The 20598-nt window shown below is 72.1% G+C and carries 18 protein-coding genes and 1 riboswitch; of the genes, 6 read left to right on the top strand and 12 right to left on the bottom strand.

Annotation, left to right across the window (positions count from 1 at the left end; all coding sequences use genetic code 11):
• The first annotated feature begins 196 nt into the window (after window positions 1–196).
• Entirely contained in the window at window positions 197–583 is a 387-nt protein-coding gene (locus tag OG245_RS20850; RefSeq protein WP_371624999.1) for a cupin domain-containing protein, read from the top strand.
• A gap of 79 nt (window positions 584–662) precedes the next feature.
• On the opposite strand, the gene OG245_RS20845 is transcribed toward OG245_RS20850, so the two are convergent.
• A complete protein-coding gene (locus tag OG245_RS20845) occupies window positions 663–989 on the bottom strand; it encodes a winged helix-turn-helix transcriptional regulator (RefSeq protein ID WP_371624998.1) in 327 nt (108 codons plus the stop codon).
• A 178-nt stretch (window positions 990–1167) separates the two neighbouring features.
• Here OG245_RS20845 and OG245_RS20840 point away from each other — a divergent pair, with 178 nt between their 5' ends.
• Window positions 1168–2058, top strand: coding sequence for an NAD(P)-dependent oxidoreductase (locus OG245_RS20840; RefSeq protein WP_371624997.1), 891 nt, complete (start codon window positions 1168–1170; stop codon window positions 2056–2058).
• Between the two features lie 45 nt (window positions 2059–2103).
• Here the strand turns inward: OG245_RS20840 and OG245_RS20835 are convergent, their stop codons facing one another.
• The 3 genes from OG245_RS20835 to OG245_RS20825 form a co-directional block, all read right to left on the bottom strand.
• A complete protein-coding gene (locus tag OG245_RS20835) occupies window positions 2104–3366 on the bottom strand; it encodes a mannosyltransferase family protein (protein ID WP_371624996.1) in 1263 nt (420 codons plus the stop codon).
• 157 nt (window positions 3367–3523) lie between these two features.
• Window positions 3524–4054, bottom strand: a complete 531-nt coding sequence (locus OG245_RS20830) for a hypothetical protein (RefSeq protein WP_371624995.1) — start codon at window positions 4052–4054, stop codon at window positions 3524–3526.
• Complete coding sequence (locus tag OG245_RS20825; protein ID WP_371624994.1) at window positions 4047–4547, bottom strand: SigE family RNA polymerase sigma factor; 501 nt, start codon at window positions 4545–4547, stop codon at window positions 4047–4049. Before OG245_RS20825 ends, OG245_RS20830 begins: the two co-directional genes overlap by 8 nt.
• A 567-nt stretch (window positions 4548–5114) precedes the next feature.
• Between OG245_RS20825 and OG245_RS20820 the strand changes: the two genes are divergently transcribed.
• Window positions 5115–5933 (top strand): hypothetical protein, encoded by an 819-nt coding sequence (locus tag OG245_RS20820; protein WP_371627937.1) that lies wholly within the window; start codon window positions 5115–5117, stop codon window positions 5931–5933.
• A gap of 56 nt (window positions 5934–5989) precedes the next feature.
• Window positions 5990–6577 carry a Uma2 family endonuclease gene (locus OG245_RS20815; protein WP_371624993.1) on the top strand — a complete coding sequence of 196 codons (588 nt, stop codon included), beginning with the start codon at window positions 5990–5992 and terminating at the stop codon, window positions 6575–6577.
• Window positions 6578–6581: 4 nt separating this feature from the next.
• Here OG245_RS20815 and OG245_RS20810 read toward each other — a convergent pair whose 3' ends face one another.
• From OG245_RS20810 to thrC, 5 genes are all read right to left on the bottom strand, one after another.
• On the bottom strand, window positions 6582–8336 hold the full coding sequence (locus OG245_RS20810) for an ABC transporter ATP-binding protein (RefSeq protein ID WP_371624992.1): 1755 nt from the start codon (window positions 8334–8336) through the stop codon (window positions 6582–6584).
• Between the two features lie 479 nt (window positions 8337–8815).
• Window positions 8816–10438: a chaperonin GroEL gene (gene groL / locus OG245_RS20805; RefSeq protein ID WP_018958808.1), complete on the bottom strand. Its 1623-nt coding sequence runs from the start codon at window positions 10436–10438 to the stop codon at window positions 8816–8818.
• Window positions 10439–10846: 408 nt separating this feature from the next.
• The gene (locus tag OG245_RS20800; RefSeq protein WP_003967346.1) at window positions 10847–11053 is read right to left on the bottom strand and encodes a cold-shock protein; all 207 of its coding nucleotides are present in this window, start codon (window positions 11051–11053) and stop codon (window positions 10847–10849) included.
• 442 nt (window positions 11054–11495) lie between these two features.
• The gene (locus OG245_RS20795) at window positions 11496–11774 is read right to left on the bottom strand and encodes a MoaD/ThiS family protein (RefSeq protein WP_003967347.1); all 279 of its coding nucleotides are present in this window, start codon (window positions 11772–11774) and stop codon (window positions 11496–11498) included.
• A 29-nt stretch (window positions 11775–11803) separates the two neighbouring features.
• Window positions 11804–13105 carry a threonine synthase gene (gene thrC, locus OG245_RS20790; protein WP_371624991.1) on the bottom strand — a complete coding sequence of 434 codons (1302 nt, stop codon included), beginning with the start codon at window positions 13103–13105 and terminating at the stop codon, window positions 11804–11806.
• Between the two features lie 19 nt (window positions 13106–13124).
• Window positions 13125–13252, bottom strand: a riboswitch (SAM riboswitch).
• A gap of 154 nt (window positions 13253–13406) precedes the next feature.
• On the opposite strand from thrC, the gene OG245_RS20785 reads away from it, so the two are divergent.
• Both OG245_RS20785 and OG245_RS20780 read left to right on the top strand, forming a co-directional pair.
• Window positions 13407–14357: a glucosyl-3-phosphoglycerate synthase gene (locus tag OG245_RS20785; protein ID WP_371627936.1), complete on the top strand. Its 951-nt coding sequence runs from the start codon at window positions 13407–13409 to the stop codon at window positions 14355–14357.
• Between the two features lie 64 nt (window positions 14358–14421).
• Entirely contained in the window at window positions 14422–15813 is a 1392-nt protein-coding gene (locus tag OG245_RS20780; protein WP_371624990.1) for a trehalose-6-phosphate synthase, read from the top strand.
• Between the two features lie 58 nt (window positions 15814–15871).
• On the opposite strand, the gene otsB is transcribed toward OG245_RS20780, so the two are convergent.
• The 3 genes from otsB to OG245_RS20765 all read right to left on the bottom strand — a co-directional run bounded on the left by otsB (window position 15872) and on the right by OG245_RS20765 (window position 20554).
• Window positions 15872–16723, bottom strand: a complete 852-nt coding sequence (gene otsB / locus OG245_RS20775) for a trehalose-phosphatase (RefSeq protein ID WP_371624989.1) — start codon at window positions 16721–16723, stop codon at window positions 15872–15874.
• 286 nt (window positions 16724–17009) lie between these two features.
• Window positions 17010–19661: an FtsX-like permease family protein gene (locus OG245_RS20770; RefSeq protein ID WP_371627935.1), complete on the bottom strand. Its 2652-nt coding sequence runs from the start codon at window positions 19659–19661 to the stop codon at window positions 17010–17012.
• Window positions 19661–20554 carry an ABC transporter ATP-binding protein gene (locus tag OG245_RS20765; protein WP_371624988.1) on the bottom strand — a complete coding sequence of 298 codons (894 nt, stop codon included), beginning with the start codon at window positions 20552–20554 and terminating at the stop codon, window positions 19661–19663. The genes OG245_RS20770 and OG245_RS20765 overlap by 1 nt, the downstream gene beginning before the upstream one ends.
• Between the last annotated feature and the right edge of the window lie 44 nt (window positions 20555–20598).

Genomic DNA, 20598 nt, shown 5'->3' with positions numbered 1-20598 from the left:
CCATAAGCGCGTCGGATACGACGACGAACTCTCGTCGCCCGCGAACACCCGCCGAACACCTTTGCGGCACAGGCAGGCTCGAACGCCGCCTGAGGTGCGTGGACGACTGCCGCTCCACGGTGCACGGCAGGAAAGTTCCCGGGAGACGTCGATCGGGGCACCGGGCGGGGCGTCGACAGTCGATGAAGATTGCCCCATGACAGGACAGATGCCACAGAAGACGCACAAGGTACCGGCGGAAGACACTTCGGTGCGGGCAGGCGGACAGCTGCCCGGCTATGTCTGGTCCGCCGTACACGACGCGCCGACGCATGAACTCTTCCCCGGTATTCGGCTGCGTCCTCTGTGGAGCGGCGGGAACGGCGCGAAGGCCCAGCTGCTGGAGATGGATCCGCACACCTGCTGGGAGGGCATCGACGTCCACGAACCGGGGCCGGAAGAGGTGTTCGTGGTCTCCGGTGTCTTCAACGACGGCGAACGGGACTATCCCGCGGGTTCGTTCATCCACGCTCCCGCCGGCTCGTCGCACATCCCGCAGACGACGTCGGGCTGCACGCTCTTCGTCTTCTACCCCGAAGGCTGAGCGCCGGAGCACACCGGAACGCGCCTGAGCCTGAGTGCCTGAGTGCCGGGGGGCTTGCCCGCGTGCCGGCCGCGGCCGGTCACGGCAGGTCTTCGAGGCGGTCGATGTGCTCCTCGCCCCACTCCCCGAGCGGCGTCAGCGCGGTGACCAGTGAGCGGCCGAAGTCGGTCAGCGAGTACTCCACCTTGGGCGGCACCTGCTCGTGCACCTCTCGGTGGACGAGTCCCGCCGCCTCCAGCTCGCGCAGTTGCAGAGTCAGCATCCGCTCGCTGATCCCGGCGACCGTCCGCCGCAACTCCCCGAAGCGCAACCGCTCTTCCTCGCCGAGCCAGAAGAGGATCAGCCCTTTCCACTTCCCGCCCATGACGGCGATGGCGGCATCGAATCCGCAGGTGTACTTCCGCATGGCACCTCCGCTGACGAGCATGCTCCGCTGACAAGAATGTGGGTACCGAACAAAAATGTCGGTACTTGTGCAATCTATTGTGCCGCCACAGCATGGAGATCACCGAAGCCCGGAATCACCGGGCCTTCCGTAACTCCCCCAACTCCCCCAACTCCCCTAACAGGAGCGGAAGATGTCCATGCGGAACCAACCCCAGACCTCCGTGACCGTCCTCGGCCTGGGCGCGATGGGCAGCGCCCTGGCGGCGGCCTTCGTCGAGGCGGGACACCCGACCACGGTGTGGAACAGAACAGCGTCGCGGGCGGCCCCGCTCGTCGCCAAGGGCGCCGCGCATCCGGAGACGGTGGCGGAAGCCGTAGCGGCGAGCCAGCTGGTCATCGCCTGCCTGACGACGTACGAGGACACCTTCGAGGCCCTGGAACCGGCGACCGCCGCGCTGGAGGGCCGGGACCTCGTGACCCTCAACAGCGGAACCCCGGCCGACGCCCGCCGCATGGCCGAGTGGGCGCGAGGGCACGGCGCGCGCTGTCTCGGCGGTGCGATCAAGAACGTACCGCCGGCGGTCGGCGCCGCGGACACACTTCTCTACTACAGCGGCGATGCCGCGGTCTTCACCGCGTACGAGCCGGTCCTGCGGGTGCTGGGCGGGGACACCGTGTATCTCGGCCCCGACCCGGACCTCGCCGCGCTGTACGAGATGGCGGTGGGTGGCACGCTGCTGCCCGCGCTCGTCGGCTTCTTCCAGGGAGCGGCGGCGCTACAGGCACGTGGCCTGGAGGCGGCTTCGATGGTGCGGTTCAGCGAGCAGTGGCTGGAGATGATCGCCTCGGTGCTGCCCGTGCTGGCCCGGGAGATCGACAGCGGCGACTACAGCGAGCCGCTGTCGTCGGTGAACGTCTTCGTGGCCGGGGCCGCGCACGACGCGGAGCTGGGGAAGGAAGCGGGCCTCGACGTGGAGTGGCACAAGCCGTTCCACGAGCTGCTGGAGCGGGCGGTGCGGGCCGGTTACGGGACGCAGAGCATCGCCGCGCTGACGGAGATCCTCAAGGAGCCCCGGCCCGCCGCCTAGGTCCTGTCGTCGAACTGCCGTCGTCGCCCGGAGCGCGGGACCTGCTCACCCCGCCCACCTCCCCGTCAGGAACGTCAGCGCGACGAGCGTCGTCACCGGTGCGGCCACGCTCAGGTACGCCGTCCTGAACCACGGCCACCGCAGGCTCAGCGCCGCCAGGCCGATCCACAGCGGCCACCACAGCAGCGTCGCGCGCGGGATCGACGTGTACCAGTACGAGGTGCCCAGGGCCCAGAGGCTGAGGGCCACGTACAGCGCCTCGGGCCAGCGGCGGCGGTACAGGAGCACGGCCACCAGCGCGAGCCCCACCAGCATCGCCAGCAGTTCCGCCTGGAACATGAGCGCGTAGCCGGTCGTCTGCGTGTGGCCGAACGCCCCGCTCCAGGTGTTCTCCCACGCCTCCCACGGGGTGTGGAACGTCCGGTACCACCCGCGTTCCTGCGCGTGCTTCCAGGCCATCCAGTCGCCGGTGTGCGCGTGCAGATACCAGCTGTACGCGGCCGGCGGCAGCGCCGGAAGCAGCATCCAGCCCGCCGCCCGCCGGTCCCGTCGGCCCTGCTCGCCCCTCTGCCTGCCCCGGGCGGTCAGCACGAAGAGCAGGGCGACGGCGGCGGCGAGGAACAGGCCACTGACGCGCACCGTCGTCGCCAGCGCCGTCAGCACGGCGGCCGACGCCCAACGGTGCCGCACAGCGGCGAGCCAGGCGGGCAGGGCGAACGCGAGGAACAGCGCCTCCGTGTAGCCGACGGCCAGGAACACCGCGCAGGGCGAGAGCAGGAAGAGAACGGCCGTACGGCGGCCCGCCGCGTCCTCCGGCAGATACGTCCGCGCGATACGGGACAGGGCCAGTACGGCCACCGCCCCCGCGACGAACGAGATGAGCAGCCCGGCCGCCGTCCAGTCGGGCACCACCGTGTGCACGGCACGGAGAAGGAAGGGATAGCCGGGGAAGAACGCCTCGCGGTTGTCCCAGCCACTCGTCCACGGGCCCGAGCCGGCGGGGAAGTAGCCGTCGCGCGCTATGTGGAGGTAGTGGTTCGCGTCCCACCGCTGGAAGGGCGCGAGGACGGACGCCGCCTCCCGCGTGCCGGAGTGGGCCGGAAACAGCCAGCGGGCGAAGTGGGCCGTGATCCCCAGGGTTATTCGTGTCAGGAGGTAGAGCCACAGCACCGTCCGGTCGGCCGGGGTCAGGCGGGCCGCCGCCCGGCGGAACCGCCCCGCCCAGGGCCCGGCCGGGGCGGCGGTCCGGGGCTCGGGAGGTACGGGGCGGCCGGCCGGAGGCCGCAGACCTGGGGAGATCGTGGACAACTGAGGCACCTTTCGGGCGCGGCTCGCGGATACGTCGAGGCGTACGGGACAGCCCGGTGAAGCCGCCGGGGCACGGGAGGGGACGGGGAAGGAACGGAAGGAACGGGGAGGGGAGAGGGAAGCGCACGCCGGCGGAGCGGCAGCGACAAAGGCGGGGTCAGGGCACCGACGTCGCCCCATAGGTCGTCGCCGACGGCGTGGACGTCGGCGGCGGCCGCGTCGTGCTCACGGTCGTACCCGTGCCCGTGCCCGTGCCTGTACCCGTGCCCGCACTCGTACGCGTACGCGTGGGTGCTCCGCCCGGTCCCGTGGACCGGCCCGACGGGGCCTCCGCCCCGGAGGTCTCCGCGCCCCCGGGCAACGTCGCGCCCGGCGTCGGCGGCAACGACGGCGACTCCGGCAGCCGGTCCGACGGCACGGGCGACGGGTAGCCGGGTGACGGGTAGCCGGGCGACGGGCCCGTGGCCGGGGCGACCGGCTGCGGCCGCACCGGCAGCAGGCCCACCGCGACCGCGCCGCTCCCGCCGACGACCAGGCACACACCCACCGCGACCACGGCCATCCGGCGTCGCTGCGCGCGCATTCCGCGCTGCGTGATGCTCGACGCGGTGTCCGCGTCGGAACGGGTCTGCCCGAACTCACCGGCCTCCCGGAACAGGGACCGCAACGGATCCCGCGGGTCAGACATCAGGCGCCTCCTCCATGCGCGGGTCCCCCAGACGGTGGGCGAGCGCCGCCCGTCCGCGAACCAGATGCGTCTTGATCGTGCTGCCGGAAAGCCCGGTCTCTCCGGCGATCTGCTCGACCGTGAGGTCGCACAGGTAGTGCAGGGTCAGCGTCCGCCGCTGTTGCGGAGGCAGTTCGCGGAGCGCGTCGACCAGGACCACATGGCCCGGGCCGGGCGGCTCCACGTGTCCGGGCGCGCCGCTGCCCCGGTTCCAGGCGTCCGCCGAACGCCGCCGGAAGCGCCAACGGCTCACCGCCAGCCGCCAGGCGACCGTACGGATCCACGCCTCGGGGCTGCCGTCGCGGTCCAGCCGGCCGCGCCGGACCCATGCCTTGACGAACGCTTCCTGCACGACGTCCTGCGCCTCCTGGAGGTCGCCGGTCATCACGTACAGCTGGCCTGTGAGACGCGCGACCGCCTGGGCGTAGAACTCTTCGAACTCCTCGACGGTCAAAAGGTTGCTCCCGGATCTTTCGCTTCACCGGGTATACGCCCGCCGCAGGTCATCCGGTCGACACTACCCAGGAGGAATCGAGGGTGACGGTCGTCACAGCGTCACAGCGGTCGAAGGTCGCGGCGCAGTGCAGCGCGACGATCGCGGGCTGTCGGACACCGTGCCCGCGCCCTCCATGTCCTTCGTGTCCTCCATGCCGCCCTCCCCCCCGTTCCGCTTCGACCTCCCGAAGCTCAAGCCGTGAGATCCGAGCGCTCTTAACAAGGATGGGGTGGATGGGTCAGTTGTCCCACCCACCCACCCTGGCTGCGAAGTTGACAATTTGTGATCGAGTTGCGACACACGGTCGCCAGGCTCTAGCGTGCGCAGGACCTGACCCAAAAAGTCGACCCCCGCCGGTGCTCCAACACCGACAGGGGTCTGACCACCGAAGATCGCCCCACTCAGAAAGAAACGATCCCCATGGCTGCCAGCCAGCTTAGTGATGCCCACCGCGCCCCGCGCGAGACCCCGCCCGAGAGCGGTGCCGCGACCCCGCCCACGCACCCCTCAGCGACCCCTCACCCCCTGGCCAACCCCGGCTACGGCAAGCGCTCCGCCCCCGGCGAACGCCCGCGCACCGAACGGGACTTCACCCACCTCCTCCCCCGCGACGCCGCCGTCGCCGCCTACATCGACCGGCTGCCCAACGGCTCCGACATCTCCGTGAAGACCCTGGCCAAGCACCTGCCGTACGGTCAGTGCGCCCTGAGCACGACCCTCAACCGGCTCCAGGACGCGGGCCACCTGCGGCGCGGCAGCGAGTGCGTGCTCACCGACGAGGTCATGCTCTGGGTGACCCGCACCTTCTTCTCCCGCACCGCACGCGAGGACGACTGGTGGAACGCCTTCACCCGGGGTGACGCCCCGCCGGACGAGCCCCAACGGCCGACCCGTTCGCGGGCGTTCATCCTGCTGGCGGCGCTCGGCCGGACCGCCCCCGCGCTGACGCTGTCCGCCGCCGACTGCGTACATCTGGAACCGCGGGTCAGCGAGTGGTTCGCGCGAGGCGCCACGGAAGCCGAGCTGCTGCACGCGCTCACCGGCGGGCTGCCGTCGCCCGTCCACTGCGCCGCCCGCCTCGTCGAACGGCGCCTGCGCGACAAGCTGCCGCCCGAGCGGATCGTGCCAAGCCCCCGTACGGTCCTGCGCACCCTGGAGTGCGGTGGGTGCGGGGCCCCCGGCAGGCCCGAAGCGCTGCTCGGCGGGCTCTGCCGGCCCTGCCGGGGGCCGTCCCCCCAACCGCCGGTCGGCCCGCCGGGGGCCGTGCAGCCGCCTGGCGTACGGGACCGGATGAACGCGGTCCGGGCAGGCCTGATCCCCCGGTCCGAGAGGACATACCGATGAGCGTGCGGCTCACCCACAGACCGGACAGGGCACGATGGAGGGGAGGAGGCGACGCCATGACCCCCAGCACCGCCGATCACGTCCCGCACGCCCAGCTGTCCGTCGAGGACTTCGAGCAGCTCGCCCGCACGTCCCCCGAGACCGTGACGCTTGAGCTCATCAACGGAAAGCTGGAGGTCAAGCCCGTGCCGGACGGGGACCACGGAACCATCTTCATGTGGCTGCTGCGTCAATGCATGCAGCATCGCCCCGACCTCGACCTCCACCCCGAGCAAGGGCTGATGGTGGAGGCGTACCGGCAGGGACGAGCCCGGCCCGACGGCGCTCTCGCCCCCCGTCGGCACTTCGCCGGGCAAGGGGAGTGGGCGCCCGCCGATGGTGTGCTGATGACCGTGGAAGTGACCTCCTACGACCACGACACCGACCGGCGCGACCGCAACGAAAAGCCTCACGGATACGCGGCGGCGAACATCCCCGTGTACCTCTTGATCGACCGCGAGTCGGACACTCTCGTCGTCCACAGCGAGCCCGACAAGGGCCGCTACCGGCAGCAGCTCTCGTACGACTACGGCGACGCCGTCCCCCTCCCCGGCCCCGTCGACATCACCCTGGACACCGAGGAGCTCAAGGACTACGCCCGCTGAAGCCTTACCGCGCGTCCGCCGCCAGCTGCGTCGTCGCCAGCTCGCGGTAGAGGTCGTCCCCGGCGATCAGCTCCTCATGCGTGCCCGCCGTCCGGACCCGGCCGTCCTCCAGGACCACGATGCGGTCCGCGTGCCGGACGGTGGAGAGGCGGTGCGCGATGACCAGCACCGTCGTATGTTCCGCCAGTTCGAGGATCACGTCGCGCAGCGCCTGCTCGTTGACCGCGTCCAGTTGCGAGGTCACCTCGTCGAGCAGCAGCAGCCGCGGGCGGCGCAACAGGGCCCGTGCGATGGCTATCCGCTGGCGTTCGCCGCCGGAGAGGGTGACGCCGCGATGGCCCACCGCCGTGTCCAGGCCCTCCGGCAGCCGGTCGACCAGGCTGTCCAGACGGGTACGGGCCACCGCCTCCGTCAGCGCCTTCTCCTCGGCGTCCGGGGCGGCGAAGACGAGGTTCTCCCGCAGCGTCCCGGCCAGGACCGGCGCGTCCTGTTCCACGTACGCCAGCGAGCCCCGCAGCTCGGCCAGCGGCCAGTCCCGGATGTCCCGGCCGTCCACGGTGATGGTGCCGGAGTCGTGGTCGTAGAAGCGTTCCAGCAGGCTGAACACCGTCGACTTGCCCGCCCCCGACGGGCCCACCAGCGCGACCAGACCGCCGGTCGGGACGTCGAACGTCACCCCCTTGTGGGCGGGCGCGCGCTCGTCCCCGTACCCGAACGCCACGTCCTGGAACGTGACGCCGAGCGGAGTCGCGGGGATCTCCTGCCGTACGGCTCCGGGCGCGGCGGCCGGTTCGCCGGGCAGCGACTCGACCTCGTCGATCCTGCGGACCGCCGCGAGCCCGCTCTGCAAGCCCGTCCAGCCCTCGACCAGGCCGCCGATCGGGCCCATCAGATAGAAGAGGTAGAGCAGGAACGCGATCAGCGACGAGACCTCCAGCGCGCCGGACGCCACCCGTGCGCCGCCCACGCCCAGCACCGCCAGGAACGCCAGCTGGATCGACATCGCCATCGTGACGTCGGAGACCGACGACCACCGCGCCACCGAGACGCCCCGGTCGTGCGCGTGCCGCGCGGCCGCCGCGACGGCCGCCGTCTCCCGCTCCTCCGCCCCGCTCGCCTTGACCGTGCGGAAGGCCTGGAGCACCCGGTCCAGTGCCGCGCCCATCGCGCCCACGGACTCCTGGGCGCGGAGCTGGGCCCGCTGGATGCGCGGCATCAGCAGCGAGGTCACGGCACCGATGCCGACGATCACGACCAGCGTCACGCCGAGCAGCGTCAGGTCCATGTACGCCATGAAGGCGATCGTCCCCAGCAGCATCAGCACGCTGTTGAACGACTCGACCAGGCCGCTGGAGAGGACCGTCCGCAGGAGGGTCGTGTCGCTGGTCACGCGTGACTGGAGGTCGCCCGGCGTCAGCCGGTCCACCGCCGGGACCTTCAACCGCATGATGCGGCCCACGAGTTGGTCGCGTGCGCGCAGGACGACGCCTTCTCCCGTACGGGACATGAGATAGCGCCCGTACGCGGAGAGGCAGGCGCCGACCAGCACGAGCACGGTCAGCGCGACGAGCGGTCCGGCGGGCGAGCGGTCCGCGGCGAACGCGTCGACCGCGTGCTTCGCCATCAGCGGCATCGCGAGGCCCGCCCCGGATCCGGCGAGCGAGAGCAGGCCCGCGCGGACGAGGACGCCGCGGTGCGGGCGGACCCGGGAGAGGAGGAGACGGAGAGGGGAGGGCCCGTCCGCACCCGCCTCGCCCACGCCCGCCTTCCCGGCGGCTTTCCCTGTGGCCTTCCCGGCGGCTTTCCTCGCAGTCCTCCCGGCGGCCTTCCCTGTGGCCTCCGCCTCGGCGGCCTGCCCTCCGGCTTCCCCCGCCAACTGCTCGACGGGCTCCCGAGACGCGACAGCCTCCTCCGGCCCTCTGCTCCCGCCCCCGCGCTCGCGCCCTCCCTCTCCCTCGTTCGCTTCCGTCGTGCTCGCCACCGTGCTCACCCGGACCCCCTCCGTCTTGCGTCTGCCGTCTGCCGTCACCACTGTCAAGGGACGCAGATCCGCCGGTTCCACCTGCTCTCCGGCCGGACCGGACCGGCCGGATCACCGGACCGGCCGGATCACCGGACCGGCCGGAGAAACGCCACAGGGGCGGCACCTCCGTGAAGGAGGTGCCGCCCCTGTGGGACGTACGGCGAACTTCGATCAGCCGGAGGGCTCCCGGGCGGACCCGGGGCCTCCGCGGCGGATCAGAAGTCCATGTCACCGCCCGGCATGCCGCCCGGGGCGGCCGCGCCGGCCTTCTCGGGCTTGTCGGCGATGACGGCCTCGGTGGTGAGGAAGAGCGCGGCGATGGACGCGGCGTTCTGCAGAGCGGAGCGCGTGACCTTCGCCGGGTCGAGAATGCCCTCGGCGATCATGTCGACGTACTCGCCGGTCGCGGCGTTGAGGCCGTGACCGATCGGCAGGTTGCGGACCTTCTCCACGACGACGCCACCCTCAAGACCACCGTTGACGGCGATCTGCTTGAGCGGGGCCTCCAGCGCGAGCTTCACGGCGTTGGCGCCGGTCGCCTCGTCGCCCGTGAGGTCGAGCTTCTCGAAGACGGCCGAGGCCTGGAGCAGAGCCACGCCACCACCGGCGACGATGCCCTCCTCGACGGCGGCCTTGGCGTTGCGCACCGCGTCCTCGATGCGGTGCTTGCGCTCCTTGAGCTCCACCTCGGTGGCGGCGCCGGCCTTGATGACGGCCACGCCGCCGGCCAGCTTCGCCAGACGCTCCTGGAGCTTCTCGCGGTCGTAGTCCGAGTCGGAGTTCTCGATCTCGGCACGGATCTGGTTGACGCGACCCTGAACCTGGTCGCTGTCACCGGCGCCGTCGACGATCGTGGTCTCGTCCTTGGTGATGACGACCTTGCGGGCACGGCCGAGCAGGTCCAGGCCGGCGTTCTCCAGCTTGAGACCGACCTCCTCGGAGATCACGGTGCCACCGGTGAGGATGGCGATGTCCGCGAGCATGGCCTTGCGGCGGTCGCCGAAGCCCGGAGCCTTGACGGCGACGGACTTGAACGTGCCCTTGATCTTGTTGACGACCAGGGTGGAGAGCGCCTCGCCCTCGACGTCCTCGGCGATGATCAGCAGGGGCTTGCCCGACTGCATGACCTTCTCCAGCAGCGGGATCAGGTCCTTGACGCTGGCGATCTTCGAGTTGACGATCAGGATGTACGGGTCGTCGAGCGACGCCTCCATACGCTCCATGTCGGTCGCGAAGTACGCCGAGATGTAGCCCTTGTCGAAGCGCATACCCTCGGTGAGCTCAAGCTCCAGACCGAAGGTCTGGGACTCCTCGACGGTGATGACGCCTTCCTTGCCGACCTTGTCCATCGCCTCGGCGATCTTGGCGCCGATCTCGGTGTCGGCGGCGGAGATGGAGGCGGTCGAAGCGATCTGCTCCTTGGTCTCCACGTCCTTGGCCTGCTCCAGCAGAGCGGCGGAGACGGCCTCGACGGCCTTCTCGATGCCCCGCTTGAGGGCCATCGGGTTGGCGCCTGCGGCGACGTTGCGCAGACCCTCGCGGACGAGAGCCTGAGCCAGAACGGTGGCGGTGGTCGTACCGTCGCCGGCGACGTCGTCCGTCTTCTTGGCGACCTCCTTGACCAGCTCCGCACCGATCTTCTCGTACGGGTCCTCGAGCTCGATCTCCTTGGCGATGGAAACACCATCGTTGGTGATCGTGGGCGCGCCCCACTTCTTCTCGAGGACGACGTTACGGCCCTTGGGGCCGAGGGTGACCTTGACGGCGTCGGCGAGCTGGTTCATCCCGCGCTCGAGACCGCGCCGTGCCTCCTCGTCGAACGCGATGATCTTGGCCATGTGAAGTGGTCCTCCCGGACAGGGGTGGATTTCTCCGGACCGGGAGGCGCCCGCGACGGACGGCCTGCCTGTGTGGTGGTTCCTTGCCCCACCGCACCTGCGGGCCTCACCGGCCCGGTCCAAGTTTCTGTCACTCTCACCTGGAGAGTGCTAACGCCAATGATTAGCACTCGACCCCTGCGAGTGCAAGCGTCCCCCGTCGGATGTGGACAGCCGCGCCCCCCGGCCCGGGCTCCCGGAGAGCACTCCGAACGCACGAGGGGCGCCCCGAACGCACGGACGGACTCCGAGTGCGCGGACGGCCTCCGGACGCACTGACGGCCTCCGAACGCACGGAGGGCCCGGTCCCCTGATCCGGGGGCCGGGCCCTGCATGCGTGAGTAGTGTCGTCGGACGACCGCGTCGAGCTCAGCCGACGGCGAGCTTGACCATGTCGGCCTGGGGCCCCTTCTGGCCCTGCGAGATCTCGAATTCAACTCGCTGACCCTCTTCGAGGGTGCGGTACCCGTCCATCTGGATCGCGCTGTAGTGGACGAAAACATCCGCACCACCGTCGACCGCGATGAAGCCGTACCCCTTCTCCGCGTTGAACCACTTGACGGTGCCCTGAGCCATGCCTAACTCCCCTATTACTGGCCCTTGCACGGGACCGCACTTCGCGGGCCCGGGTCGGAACTCACCCTCCGACAGGAGAGGGTGCGCGGCGCCGCAGCGCGTCGACCGCGGCCGAATGTATCCGCCCAACTGCCCTCTGCAACAGGTCAATCGGACGAGAATTCTGGGCATCGAAGAACACGCGAATATGCGGGTTTGCTGAGATTTACGGGCAAGTCGGGCCAGGCAAAGGGCACTTATGCCGCAAGAGGTTCACGCACTTTGGCTGCTTCTTATCGGGGCCGGGCGCATTCTCATATGCGGGCGGCACGGGCAGCGGGCGGGGCTTCCCCAACTCTACCGTGCTCAACCATACAGAATTGCCCCCTCCGCTTCTCTCGCGGAGGGGGCAACTGTGGTCACACAGAGGTGCGGTGGGCCGTCGTGGAGCGGCCCCGGCGGTTCAGCAGCCGCCGGCGACCGCGGGGATGATCGAGACGCCCGCGCCGTCCGGCGTGGCCGCGTCCAGGCCGCCCTCGAAGCGCACGTCGTCGTCGTTGACGTACACGTTCACGAAGCGGCGCAGCTTGCCCTGGTCGTCCAGGACGCGGGCCGCGATGCCCGGGTGGTCCTTCTCCAGGGACTCGATGACCTCGGAGAGCTTGGCGCCCTCCGCCGGGACCTCGGCCTGGCCGCCCGTGTACGTACGGAGGATGGTGGGGATACGGACCTTGACGCTCATGGTGGGTGCCCTTCCTGAGTCTCTGGTGATCAGCCGGCGGCGAGGCCCGCGGCGCGGAACGCGTCCAGGCTCGGCTTGATGGTGGCCGTGGCCTGCGAGGTCGCGGAGACCGCGTCCAGCGTCTTGAGCCCGTCGCCGGTGTTCAGGACGACGGTGGTGAGCGCCGGGTCGATGACGCCCGCCTCGACGAGCTTCTTCGTCACGCCGAGCGTCACGCCGCCCGCCGTCTCGCCGAAGATGCCCTCGGTGCGCGCCAGCAGCTTGATCGCGTCGACGACCTGCTCGTCGGTCACGTCCTCCACCGCGCCGCCGGTGCGGCGGGCGATGTCCAGGACGTACGGGCCGTCCGCCGGGTTGCCGATGGCCAGCGACTTGGCGATGGTGTTCGGCTTCTGCGGGCGCACCACGTCGTGGCCCGCCTTGAAGGCGGCGGAGACCGGGGAGCAGCCCTCGGCCTGGGCGCCGAAGATCTTGTACGGCCGGTCCTCGACGAGGCCGAGCTTGATCAGCTCCTGGAAGCCCTTGTCGATCTTCGTGAGCTGGGAGCCGGACGCGATCGGGATGACGATCTGGTCGGGCAGCCGCCAGCCGAGCTGCTCGCAGATCTCGTACGCCAGCGTCTTGGAGCCCTCGCCGTAGTACGGGCGCAGGTTGACGTTGACGAAGCCCCAGCCCTCGCCGAGCGGGTCGCCGATGAGCTCGGAGCAGAAGCGGTTGACGTCGTCGTAGTTGCCCTCGATGCCGACCAGCTCACCGCCGTACACCGCGGCCATGACGACCTTGCCCTGCTCCAGGTCGTGCGGGATGAACACGCAGGAGCGCAGGCCGGCCCGGGCGGCGGCGGCGCCGACGGCTCCGGCCAGGTTGCCCGTGGAGGAGCAGGAGAGGGTGGTGAAGCCGAAGGCGCGGGCGGCCTCGACGGCGATGGCGACGACGCGGTCCTTGAAGGAGTGCGTCGGGTTGCCGGAGTCGTCCTTCACGTACAGGCCGCCGGTGACGCCCAGCTCACGGGCGAGGTTGTCGGCCTTGACGAGCTTGGTGAAGCCGGGGTTGATGTTGGGCTTCTCCGCGACGTCGGCGGGCACCGGCAGCAGCGGGGCGTAGCGCCAGATGTTGTTCGGGCCGGCCTCGATGCGCTTGCGCAGCTCCTCCGGGGAGCCGGTGGGCAGGTCGTAGGCCACTTCCAGCGGTCCGAAACAGGACGCACAGGCGAAAAGCGGGCCGAGCTCGAAACGCTCGCCGCACTCGCGGCAGGAAAGCGCCGCGGCGGGACCGAGATCAACGGCCGGGGCGGAAGAAGCGGTGTTACCTGCAACGGTCTGAACAGCCATGATGGCGGAGGTCCCTTTCTCCTCATCTTCCCTGCGACGCATTTCGCCGCAAGACGGAATTGGCACCTTCCCCACCGTGACCTCGCGGTCGGCAGGAGGGTTGCCGGGACTTCAACGGGCCGTTCCCTCAGTCCCTCTGGATGAGCTCTTATGGCGCTGGATCTTCGATCCAGGCGTTTATGTGCGGTCCGACCCCGACATGCGACGGTCGTACGCGTTGTTCAAGACTGTAACCGAAGCACCGGACCGTTGAGATAGTCGTCCGAACCGCGAGATGGATCACACACAGGGAGTGCCGACCGTGCTCGAAGAGGTGGAACGCTGGCTGACCAGGCGTTCCTGGTCGTCCGGCGACCGCCCGCTGAACCGGCTCACCGACGCCCGGGACGCCGATCCTCGCGCCACGTCCGTGAGCGTGGTGCTGCCCGCGCTGAACGAGGAGGCCACGGTCGGCGCGATCGTGGCGACGATCCGCCGGGAGCTCATGGAGAAGGTCCGGCTCGTCGACGAGCTCGTCGTGATCGACTCCGGCTCCACCGACGCCACCGCCGCCGTGGCCCGCGCGGCGGGCGCCCGAGTGGTCCACCGGGACGCGATCCTGCCCCGGATACCGGCCGTGCCCGGCAAGGGCGAGGTGCTGTGGCGGTCACTCCTGGTGACCAGCGGCGAGATCGTCTGCTTCGTGGACGCCGACCTCAGGGACTTCTCCGCGGACTTCGTCTCGGGCACGGTCGGGCCGCTGCTCACCGACCCGTCCGTCCAGTTCGTCAAGGCGATGTACGACCGCCCGCTCGGCGACAGCGCAGGTCAGGGAGGCCGGGTCACCGAGCTGGTGGCGCGCCCGCTGCTCAATCTGCACTGGCCCCAGCTGGCCGGGTTCGTGCAGCCGCTGGGGGGCGAGTACGCGGTGCGGCGGTCGCTGCTGGAGCGGCTGCCGTTCCCGGTCGGTTACGGAGTGGAGCTGGGGCTGCTGGTGGACGCGCTGCACACGGTGGGCCTGGACGCGCTGGGCCAGGTCGACGTCGGCGTACGCCGACACCGCCACCAGGACGGGCAGGCGCTGGGCCGGATGGCGGCGGCGATCTACCGCACGGCGCAGCTGCGGCTCTCCCGGGGCCATCTGGTGCGGCCCGCGCTGACCCAGTTCGAACGCGGCGAGGACGGATTCGTGCCCCGCACCCATGCGGTGGACACGGAGGAAAGGCCGCCGATGCGGGAGATCGCGGAGTACGCGGAACGCCACGCGGCGTGAGGCGGTGGGCCGCAGAAGGCCCTGAGGCGTTTGGCGACTTCCCTCACGGGCTAGGTTCCGCTACATGGTCTCCGAGCACACATCCTCCGCCACCGCCCAGGTCCTCGTCGCGTCCAACCGCGGGCCCGTCTCGTACACCCTCGGCGAGGACGGGACGCTCGACGCCAAGCGCGGCGGCGGAGGTCTCGTCTCCGGACTGAGCGCCGTCGACGACAAGCTGTGGGTCTGCGCGGCCCTCGGCGACGGGGACCGCGAGGCGGTGCGGCGCGGGGTCGGCGAGGCGGGCGTCCGGATGCTCGACATCGACGCCGAGGTGCACGCCGACGCGTACAACGGCATCGCCAACTCGGTGCTGTGGTTCGTCCACCACCTGCTCTACCAGACGCCCGTCGAGCCGGTCTTCGACGCGGAGTTCCGCCGCCGGTGGGCCTCCTACGAGACGTACAACCGGGCCTTCGCCGAGGCGCTCGCCGAGGAGGCGGGCCCCGGGGCGTCGGTCCTCGTCCAGGACTACCACCTGGCCCTGGTCCCCGGCATGCTCCGTGAGCTGCGCCCGGACCTCAGGATCGGCCACTTCTCCCACACCCCGTGGGCGCCCGTCGACTACTACCGGCTGCTGCCCGACGACATCGCGGAGCAGCTGCTGCGCGGCATCCTCGGCGCGGACCGGGCCGCGTTCCTGACCCGCCGCTGGGCGGACGCGTTCATCGCCTGCTGCACGGAGATCCTCGGCGGGACGGGCCGGACCAGGATCGGGGTGCACGGCCTGGGGGCCGACGCGGACTTCCTGCGCCGGCGCTCGCACGAGGCGGACGTGGACGAGCGGATGGCGGCGCTGCGGGAGCAGGTGGGCGAGGGCCGGAAGACCATCGTCCGGGTGGACCGCACCGAGCTGTCCAAGAACATCGTGCGCGGCCTGCACGCGTACCGGGCCCTGCTGGACGCCCGCCCCGAGTGGCGCGAGCGCGTCGTGCACATCGCCTTCGCCTACCCCTCCCGGCAGGACCTCGCCGTCTACCGGGACTACACGGCGGCGGTGCAGACCCTGGCCACGGAGATCAACGGAGCGTACGGCACGGAGGGGTGGACGCCGGTCGTGCTCCACGTCAAGGACGACTTCGCCCGCTCGCTGGCCGCGTACCGGCTGGCGGACGTGGCCCTGGTCAACCCGATCCGCGACGGCATGAACCTGGTCGCCAAGGAGGTCCCGGTCGTCTCCGACCACGGCTGCGCGCTGGTGCTGTCGCGGGAGGCGGGGGCGTACGAGGAGCTGGGCGAGGACGCGATCGTGGTGAATCCGTACGACGTGACGGGCACGGCCGAGGCCCTGCACGAGGCGCTGACGATGAGCGCGGACGAGCGGTCCGGCCGCACGGAGCGACTGGCCGAGGCGGCGACCGCGCTGCCGCCCCAGCAGTGGTTCCTGGACCAGTTGGAGGCGCTGCGCCAGGGGTGAGCCGGCCGGGCCGGCCGGCCCGGCTCCCTGACGCCGCGGCTCAGATCCGCTCGTCGGCTCAGATCCGCTCGGCCAGGGCCGCCAGGAACGCGACGACGGCGGCCGGGCCGGGCACCGACAGGTCGGCCCGCTCGGCCAGTTCGGGCACCTCGGTGCTGCCGCTGCACACCAGGAGGCCGGGAACGCCGTCCGGGCCCTCGGTCCGCAGCTTCTCCACCGCGGCGAACGCGGCGAGGTCCCCGAGGTCGTCGCCCGCGTAGATCACGGACTCGGCGTCCAGCTCCGCGACGAACATGCTGAGCGCGACGCCCTTGTCCATGCCGGGCGGGCGCAACTCCAGCACCAGACGGCCCGGTTCGACGATCAGCCCGTGCTTCGCCGCCAGCTCGCCGAGGGGTCCGCGCAGCGTCTCGAAGGCCGCCTGCGGGTCCTGGGCGCGCCGGGTGTGGACGGCCACGGCCTGCCCCTTCTCCTCGATCCAGGTGCCGTGCCACGAGTCGAACTCATGCAGTACGCCGGGTAGTTCGGCCCGGGCCGCGGCGACTCCGGGGTGCGGGGCGGGGGCGTTGACGGTGCCCGTCACGGCGTCCCAGCGTTCGGCGCCGTAGTGCCCGAGCACGACGAGGTGCTCCAGCCCGGGGACGCCCGCGAAGCCTCCGTAGCGCACCGCGACGCCCGCCGGGCGGCCGGTGATCACGGCGACGGCGGCGACCTTCGGCGCGAGCGCGGCGAGCGCGGCCACCGTGCCGGGGTGGGCGCGGGCCTGCTCGGGGTCCGCGACGATGTCGGCGAGCGTGCCGTCGAAGTCGAGGGCGACGACCGCGCGGTCGGGCCGGGCGAGAACGGCGTCGAGCCCTTCGCGGCCGGCCGGAGTGGTCGGGTTCGGCAGATGTGCGGAGTGACTGCCCATGGGGCGAGCCTATGCCCTGAACGGGTTGATCACGAGCGTTGTGGACCGTCGTTCGGCTGCTCAAGGGCGCGATGAGCAGCCGACGACGGCCCTTCCCGGGTGTCGGTGAACAGTCGGTGGCCGCATGCTCCGGGCGCCGGTGAACAGCCGGTGACGGCCACTCCGGGAGGCGGTGAGCGACCGAGCGCGGCTCGCCGGGCGATGGTGACTACTCGCGGGCACCCGGCTCCCGGCTCCCGGCGCCCGGCCGGCGGTGAGCGGCCGAGGACGGGCGGCCGGCGGGTGACTACTCGCGGGCGCCCGCGAGTTCGACCGGTCGCATCCGCAGGGCGAGCGAGGCGGGCAGGACGGCGGAGACGGCGGCCAGGAGCGCCGCGGCCGCGACGACGAGGCCGAGCGTTCCCCACGGCACCACCACGGCCGACGTGACGCCCAGCAGTACCAGCGCACCCCACACCACCAGCAGGTTCAACGCCGCGACCACGCCCCCGAGGACGGTGCCGACTCCGACCGCCGCCACCGCCTCGGCCGCGACGAGCCGCAGGATCTGGGGGACGGTGGCCCCGGCGAGGCGGAGCACGGCGAGATCGCGGGCCCGGCCGGAGGTGGCCATGACCAGGGTGTTGGCCAGGGCCGTCGCCGTACAGAGGAGAGCGATGCCGAGGATCATCCGGAGCCCGGTCCTGGTCGGGTCGTTCGGCCCCGGGCCGTTCGCGGCGAGCCATTCGGCCCGGGTCGTCACCCGCGTACCGGTGGCGGCCCCGGCGCTGTGCAGCGCGGCGGCGACGGCCCGCCGGTCACCGCCCTCGGCGACCTTGACGTCGATCCGGTCGACGCCCGCGCCGCCGGCGTTGTGCCGGGTGACGTAGACGCCGTTGTCGCCGGTTCCGGTGGCCAGGACGGCGGCGATCCGCAGCGACGTCCTCCGGCCGTCGCCCAGCCAGGCGGTGACCCGGTCGCCGATGCGCGTGGTCAGCCACTCCTCGTTGACGACGATCGTGCCGTCGTCGAGGTCGGCGAGCCGGCCCGCCGTCACCGGCAGCTCCGACACGGCGGCCAGCCGGGCGGGGTCGACCGCGCGGGCCTCGGAGGTGACGAGGGCCGTGTCCTCTTCGAGGACGGTGACGGCCGTGGACCGCGAGACGCCGACCACGGCTCCCTCGACGGCCCGTACCCGCTCCACGAAGGCGGGCGGCAGCGGCCGGCCCTCCTGTCCCGACGTCACCACGAAGTCGGCGGTCACGGCGGTGCGGGCCTCGGTGGCCCTGGCCTCCTCCAGGGTGGCGACGGTGCCGGTCAGCGTGGCGGCGAGGGCGACGGTGATGAGGACGGGCGCGGCGACGGCCGCGGTCCTGCGCACCCCGGCGGCGGTGTTCTCCCGGACGAGTACGCCGGTGGCGCCGGGCAGCCGGGCGGGCAGCCAGGTCAGCAGCCGGCCGACGGGGCGCACCAGGACGGGGGCCAGGAGCGCGCAGCCGACGATGAGCAGCATGGGCCGGGTGATGAAGGACTTGCGGCCCAGCAGGTCGCCGGGGTCGACGGCCAACGCCAGAGCGGGCAGGCCCAGTCCGGCGAGCAGGATCAGGACGGCGGCGGCCCAGCGGCTCGCCGGCATGACGCGGCTGTCGACGGCCGCCTCGCGCAGCGCCTCGGTCGGGGCGGTCCGCCCGGCCCGGTGGCAGGAGACGAGCGCCGCCGCCGTGGCGACGAACACCCCGGTCCAGAAGGCGGTGTGGAGCGGCCAGGAGGCGTCGCCGAGGGCGAACCAGGGCGGTGCCAGGCCCGCTTCGGTCATCCGGCCGACGAGCGCGGGCGCGCTCCTGGCACCGAGCCACGCGCCGGCCGCCGAGGCGAGGACGCCGACGAGGACCGCTTCGGCGCACACCGTACGGCGGATCTGGCCGGGCGTCGCACCGGCCGTGCGCAACAGGCCGAACTCCCGCCGGCGCCCGGCCACGGCGAACGAGAACGTCGAGGCCACGACGGCGGCGGAGACGAACAGGGTGATGCCCGCCGCGGTGCCGAGCAGGGCGTTGACGGAGACCAGGGCCCGGGCGTCGCGGTCGGGATCGGGATCGGCGCGGCGGCGGTCGTGGCCCGTGAGGACGTCCATGCCGCTGTCCGGCCCGAGCGCCTCGCGTACGGCGGTGGCGCCGGCGTGCACCACGAGGGCGTCGATGTCCGGGGAGATCCGGGCGGCCTCGGCGTCGGTGAAGAAGACGGCGTCCTCGAAGCCCCGGCCGCCCAGGGTGCCGACGACGGTCCGGGGAGCGTTCCCGGCCGGGGTACGGACCAGGAGGCGGTCACCGGTACGGAGCGGGGCGCCGCCGGGCCCCGTGGTGACGACGACCTCGCCGGGGGCGGCGGGGGCCCGGCCCGAGGTGAGGCGGTACGGAGCCGCGGCGGCGACCGCCCACGGGTGCCCGACCCGCGGCTCGGCGGACTGGCCGGGGCGGGTCTCGGCGGACTGGCCGGGGCGGGGCTTCCTCGCGTCGGTGCCGGTACGCGTGACCGTGGGGTCGGTGCCGGTACGCGTGACCGTGGCGTCGGTGCCGGTACGCGTGACCGTGGGGTCGGTGCCGGTACGCGTGACCGTGGCGTCGGTGCCGGTACGCGTGACCGTGACGTCCGCCGGGAACGTCCGGTCCTCCACCGTGCGGCCGAGGGCGGCCAGTCGGGCGGCGATCCGCGCGCCGACCGGCCCGGGGTGGTCGAGCGGCTTGCTCCGCGTCCCGGTCGGGGTGTCGACCCGGAGGTGATCGGCCGCCCGGACGACGACGGGGGCGGCGGCGAACCGCTCGGGTCCGCGCTCCGGTGCGTCGAACGTCGCGGCGAGGGCGAGTCCGGTGGCCGCGATCAGGCCCACCCCCAGGGCCAGGGCGACGAACGATCCGACGAAGGTGACCCAGCGCGTGCGCATCCCGCGCAGTGCCAGCATCAGCACGGGACCACCGCCGGGTCCCCCGGGACCTTGGGCGCGGCCTTGGCGCCGCCCGAGACCTTCGGTGCGGCCGTGGCGGCGCCCGCCGCCATACGGGCGGCGACCCGCTCCACCGTGGGCGCGTCCAGCTCGTCCCGGATGCGGCCGTCGGCGAGGAAGACGACCCGGTCGGCGAAGGAGGCGGCGACCGGGTCGTGGGTCACCATGATCACGGTGCGCCCCTCGTCGGTCATCGCCCGCAGCAGGCCGAGCACCACGCGCCCCGCGGTGGAGTCCAGGGCCCCGGTCGGCTCGTCGCCGAAGAGCACCTCGGGCCGGGTCACCAGGGCGCGGGCGATCGCGACCCGCTGCTGCTGGCCTCCGGAGAGTTCGCCGGGCCGGTGGCCGGCCCGGTCGCGCAGCCCGACCTGCTCCAGCGCGCGGAGCACGTCGGCCTTGCGGGGCCGCCGCCCGGCGAGCCTCAGGGGCAGGGCCACGTTCTGCGCGGCGGTCAGGGAGGGCAGCAGGTTGAACGCCTGGAAGACGAAGCCGATCCGCCCGCGGCGCAGCCGGGTCAGCCGGGCCTCGCTCAGCCCGGTCAGATCGGTGTCGCCGAGCAGCACCCGGCCGCCGGTCGGCCGGTCCAGGCCCGCGACGCAGTGCAGGAGCGTCGACTTGCCGGAGCCGGAGGGCCCCATGACAGCGGTGAACGTGCCGCGGTCGATGGTCAGGCTGACGTCGTCGAGCGCTTTCACCATGCGGCCGCCCCTGCCCTCGCGACCGTCGCGACCGTCGCGGCCGCCCCTGCCATCACGGCCTGCGCTCGCTGCGCTGCCTTCGCTGCCGTAGGAACGGGTAACGGACCGGAGCCGAACGGCCGGTACCCGACCGGCGCTTGCTGCTGGATTCATGGGGTCCACTCAACCGGCGGCGCCCGCACGGCACATCGCAGCGA

The sequence above is a fragment of the Streptomyces sp. NBC_01116 genome, assembly GCF_041435495.1.
Taxonomy (GTDB): Bacteria; Actinomycetota; Actinomycetes; order Streptomycetales; family Streptomycetaceae; genus Streptomyces.
The sequence above is the reverse complement of the archived record's forward strand: the minus strand, read 5'-3'. Positions and strand labels throughout refer to the sequence as shown.

Excerpts from the sequence above, each read along its gene's own strand:
- OG245_RS20850 (WP_371624999.1), top strand. The coding sequence starts at position 197 with ATGACAGGACAGATGCCACAGAAGACGCACAAGGTACCGGCGGAAGAC.
- OG245_RS20845 (WP_371624998.1), bottom strand. The coding sequence starts at position 989 with ATGCGGAAGTACACCTGCGGATTCGATGCCGCCATCGCCGTCATGGGC.
- OG245_RS20840 (WP_371624997.1), top strand. The coding sequence starts at position 1,168 with ATGCGGAACCAACCCCAGACCTCCGTGACCGTCCTCGGCCTGGGCGCG.
- OG245_RS20830 (WP_371624995.1), bottom strand. The coding sequence starts at position 4,054 with ATGTCTGACCCGCGGGATCCGTTGCGGTCCCTGTTCCGGGAGGCCGGT.
- OG245_RS20815 (WP_371624993.1), top strand. The coding sequence starts at position 5,990 with ATGACCCCCAGCACCGCCGATCACGTCCCGCACGCCCAGCTGTCCGTC.
- groL (WP_018958808.1), bottom strand. The coding sequence starts at position 10,438 with ATGGCCAAGATCATCGCGTTCGACGAGGAGGCACGGCGCGGTCTCGAG.
- OG245_RS20800 (WP_003967346.1), bottom strand. The coding sequence starts at position 11,053 with ATGGCTCAGGGCACCGTCAAGTGGTTCAACGCGGAGAAGGGGTACGGC.
- OG245_RS20795 (WP_003967347.1), bottom strand. The coding sequence starts at position 11,774 with ATGAGCGTCAAGGTCCGTATCCCCACCATCCTCCGTACGTACACGGGC.
- thrC (WP_371624991.1), bottom strand. The coding sequence starts at position 13,105 with ATGGCTGTTCAGACCGTTGCAGGTAACACCGCTTCTTCCGCCCCGGCC.
- OG245_RS20780 (WP_371624990.1), top strand. The coding sequence starts at position 14,422 with ATGGTCTCCGAGCACACATCCTCCGCCACCGCCCAGGTCCTCGTCGCG.
- otsB (WP_371624989.1), bottom strand. The coding sequence starts at position 16,723 with ATGGGCAGTCACTCCGCACATCTGCCGAACCCGACCACTCCGGCCGGC.
- OG245_RS20770 (WP_371627935.1), bottom strand. The coding sequence starts at position 19,661 with ATGCTGGCACTGCGCGGGATGCGCACGCGCTGGGTCACCTTCGTCGGA.
- OG245_RS20765 (WP_371624988.1), bottom strand. The coding sequence starts at position 20,554 with ATGAATCCAGCAGCAAGCGCCGGTCGGGTACCGGCCGTTCGGCTCCGG.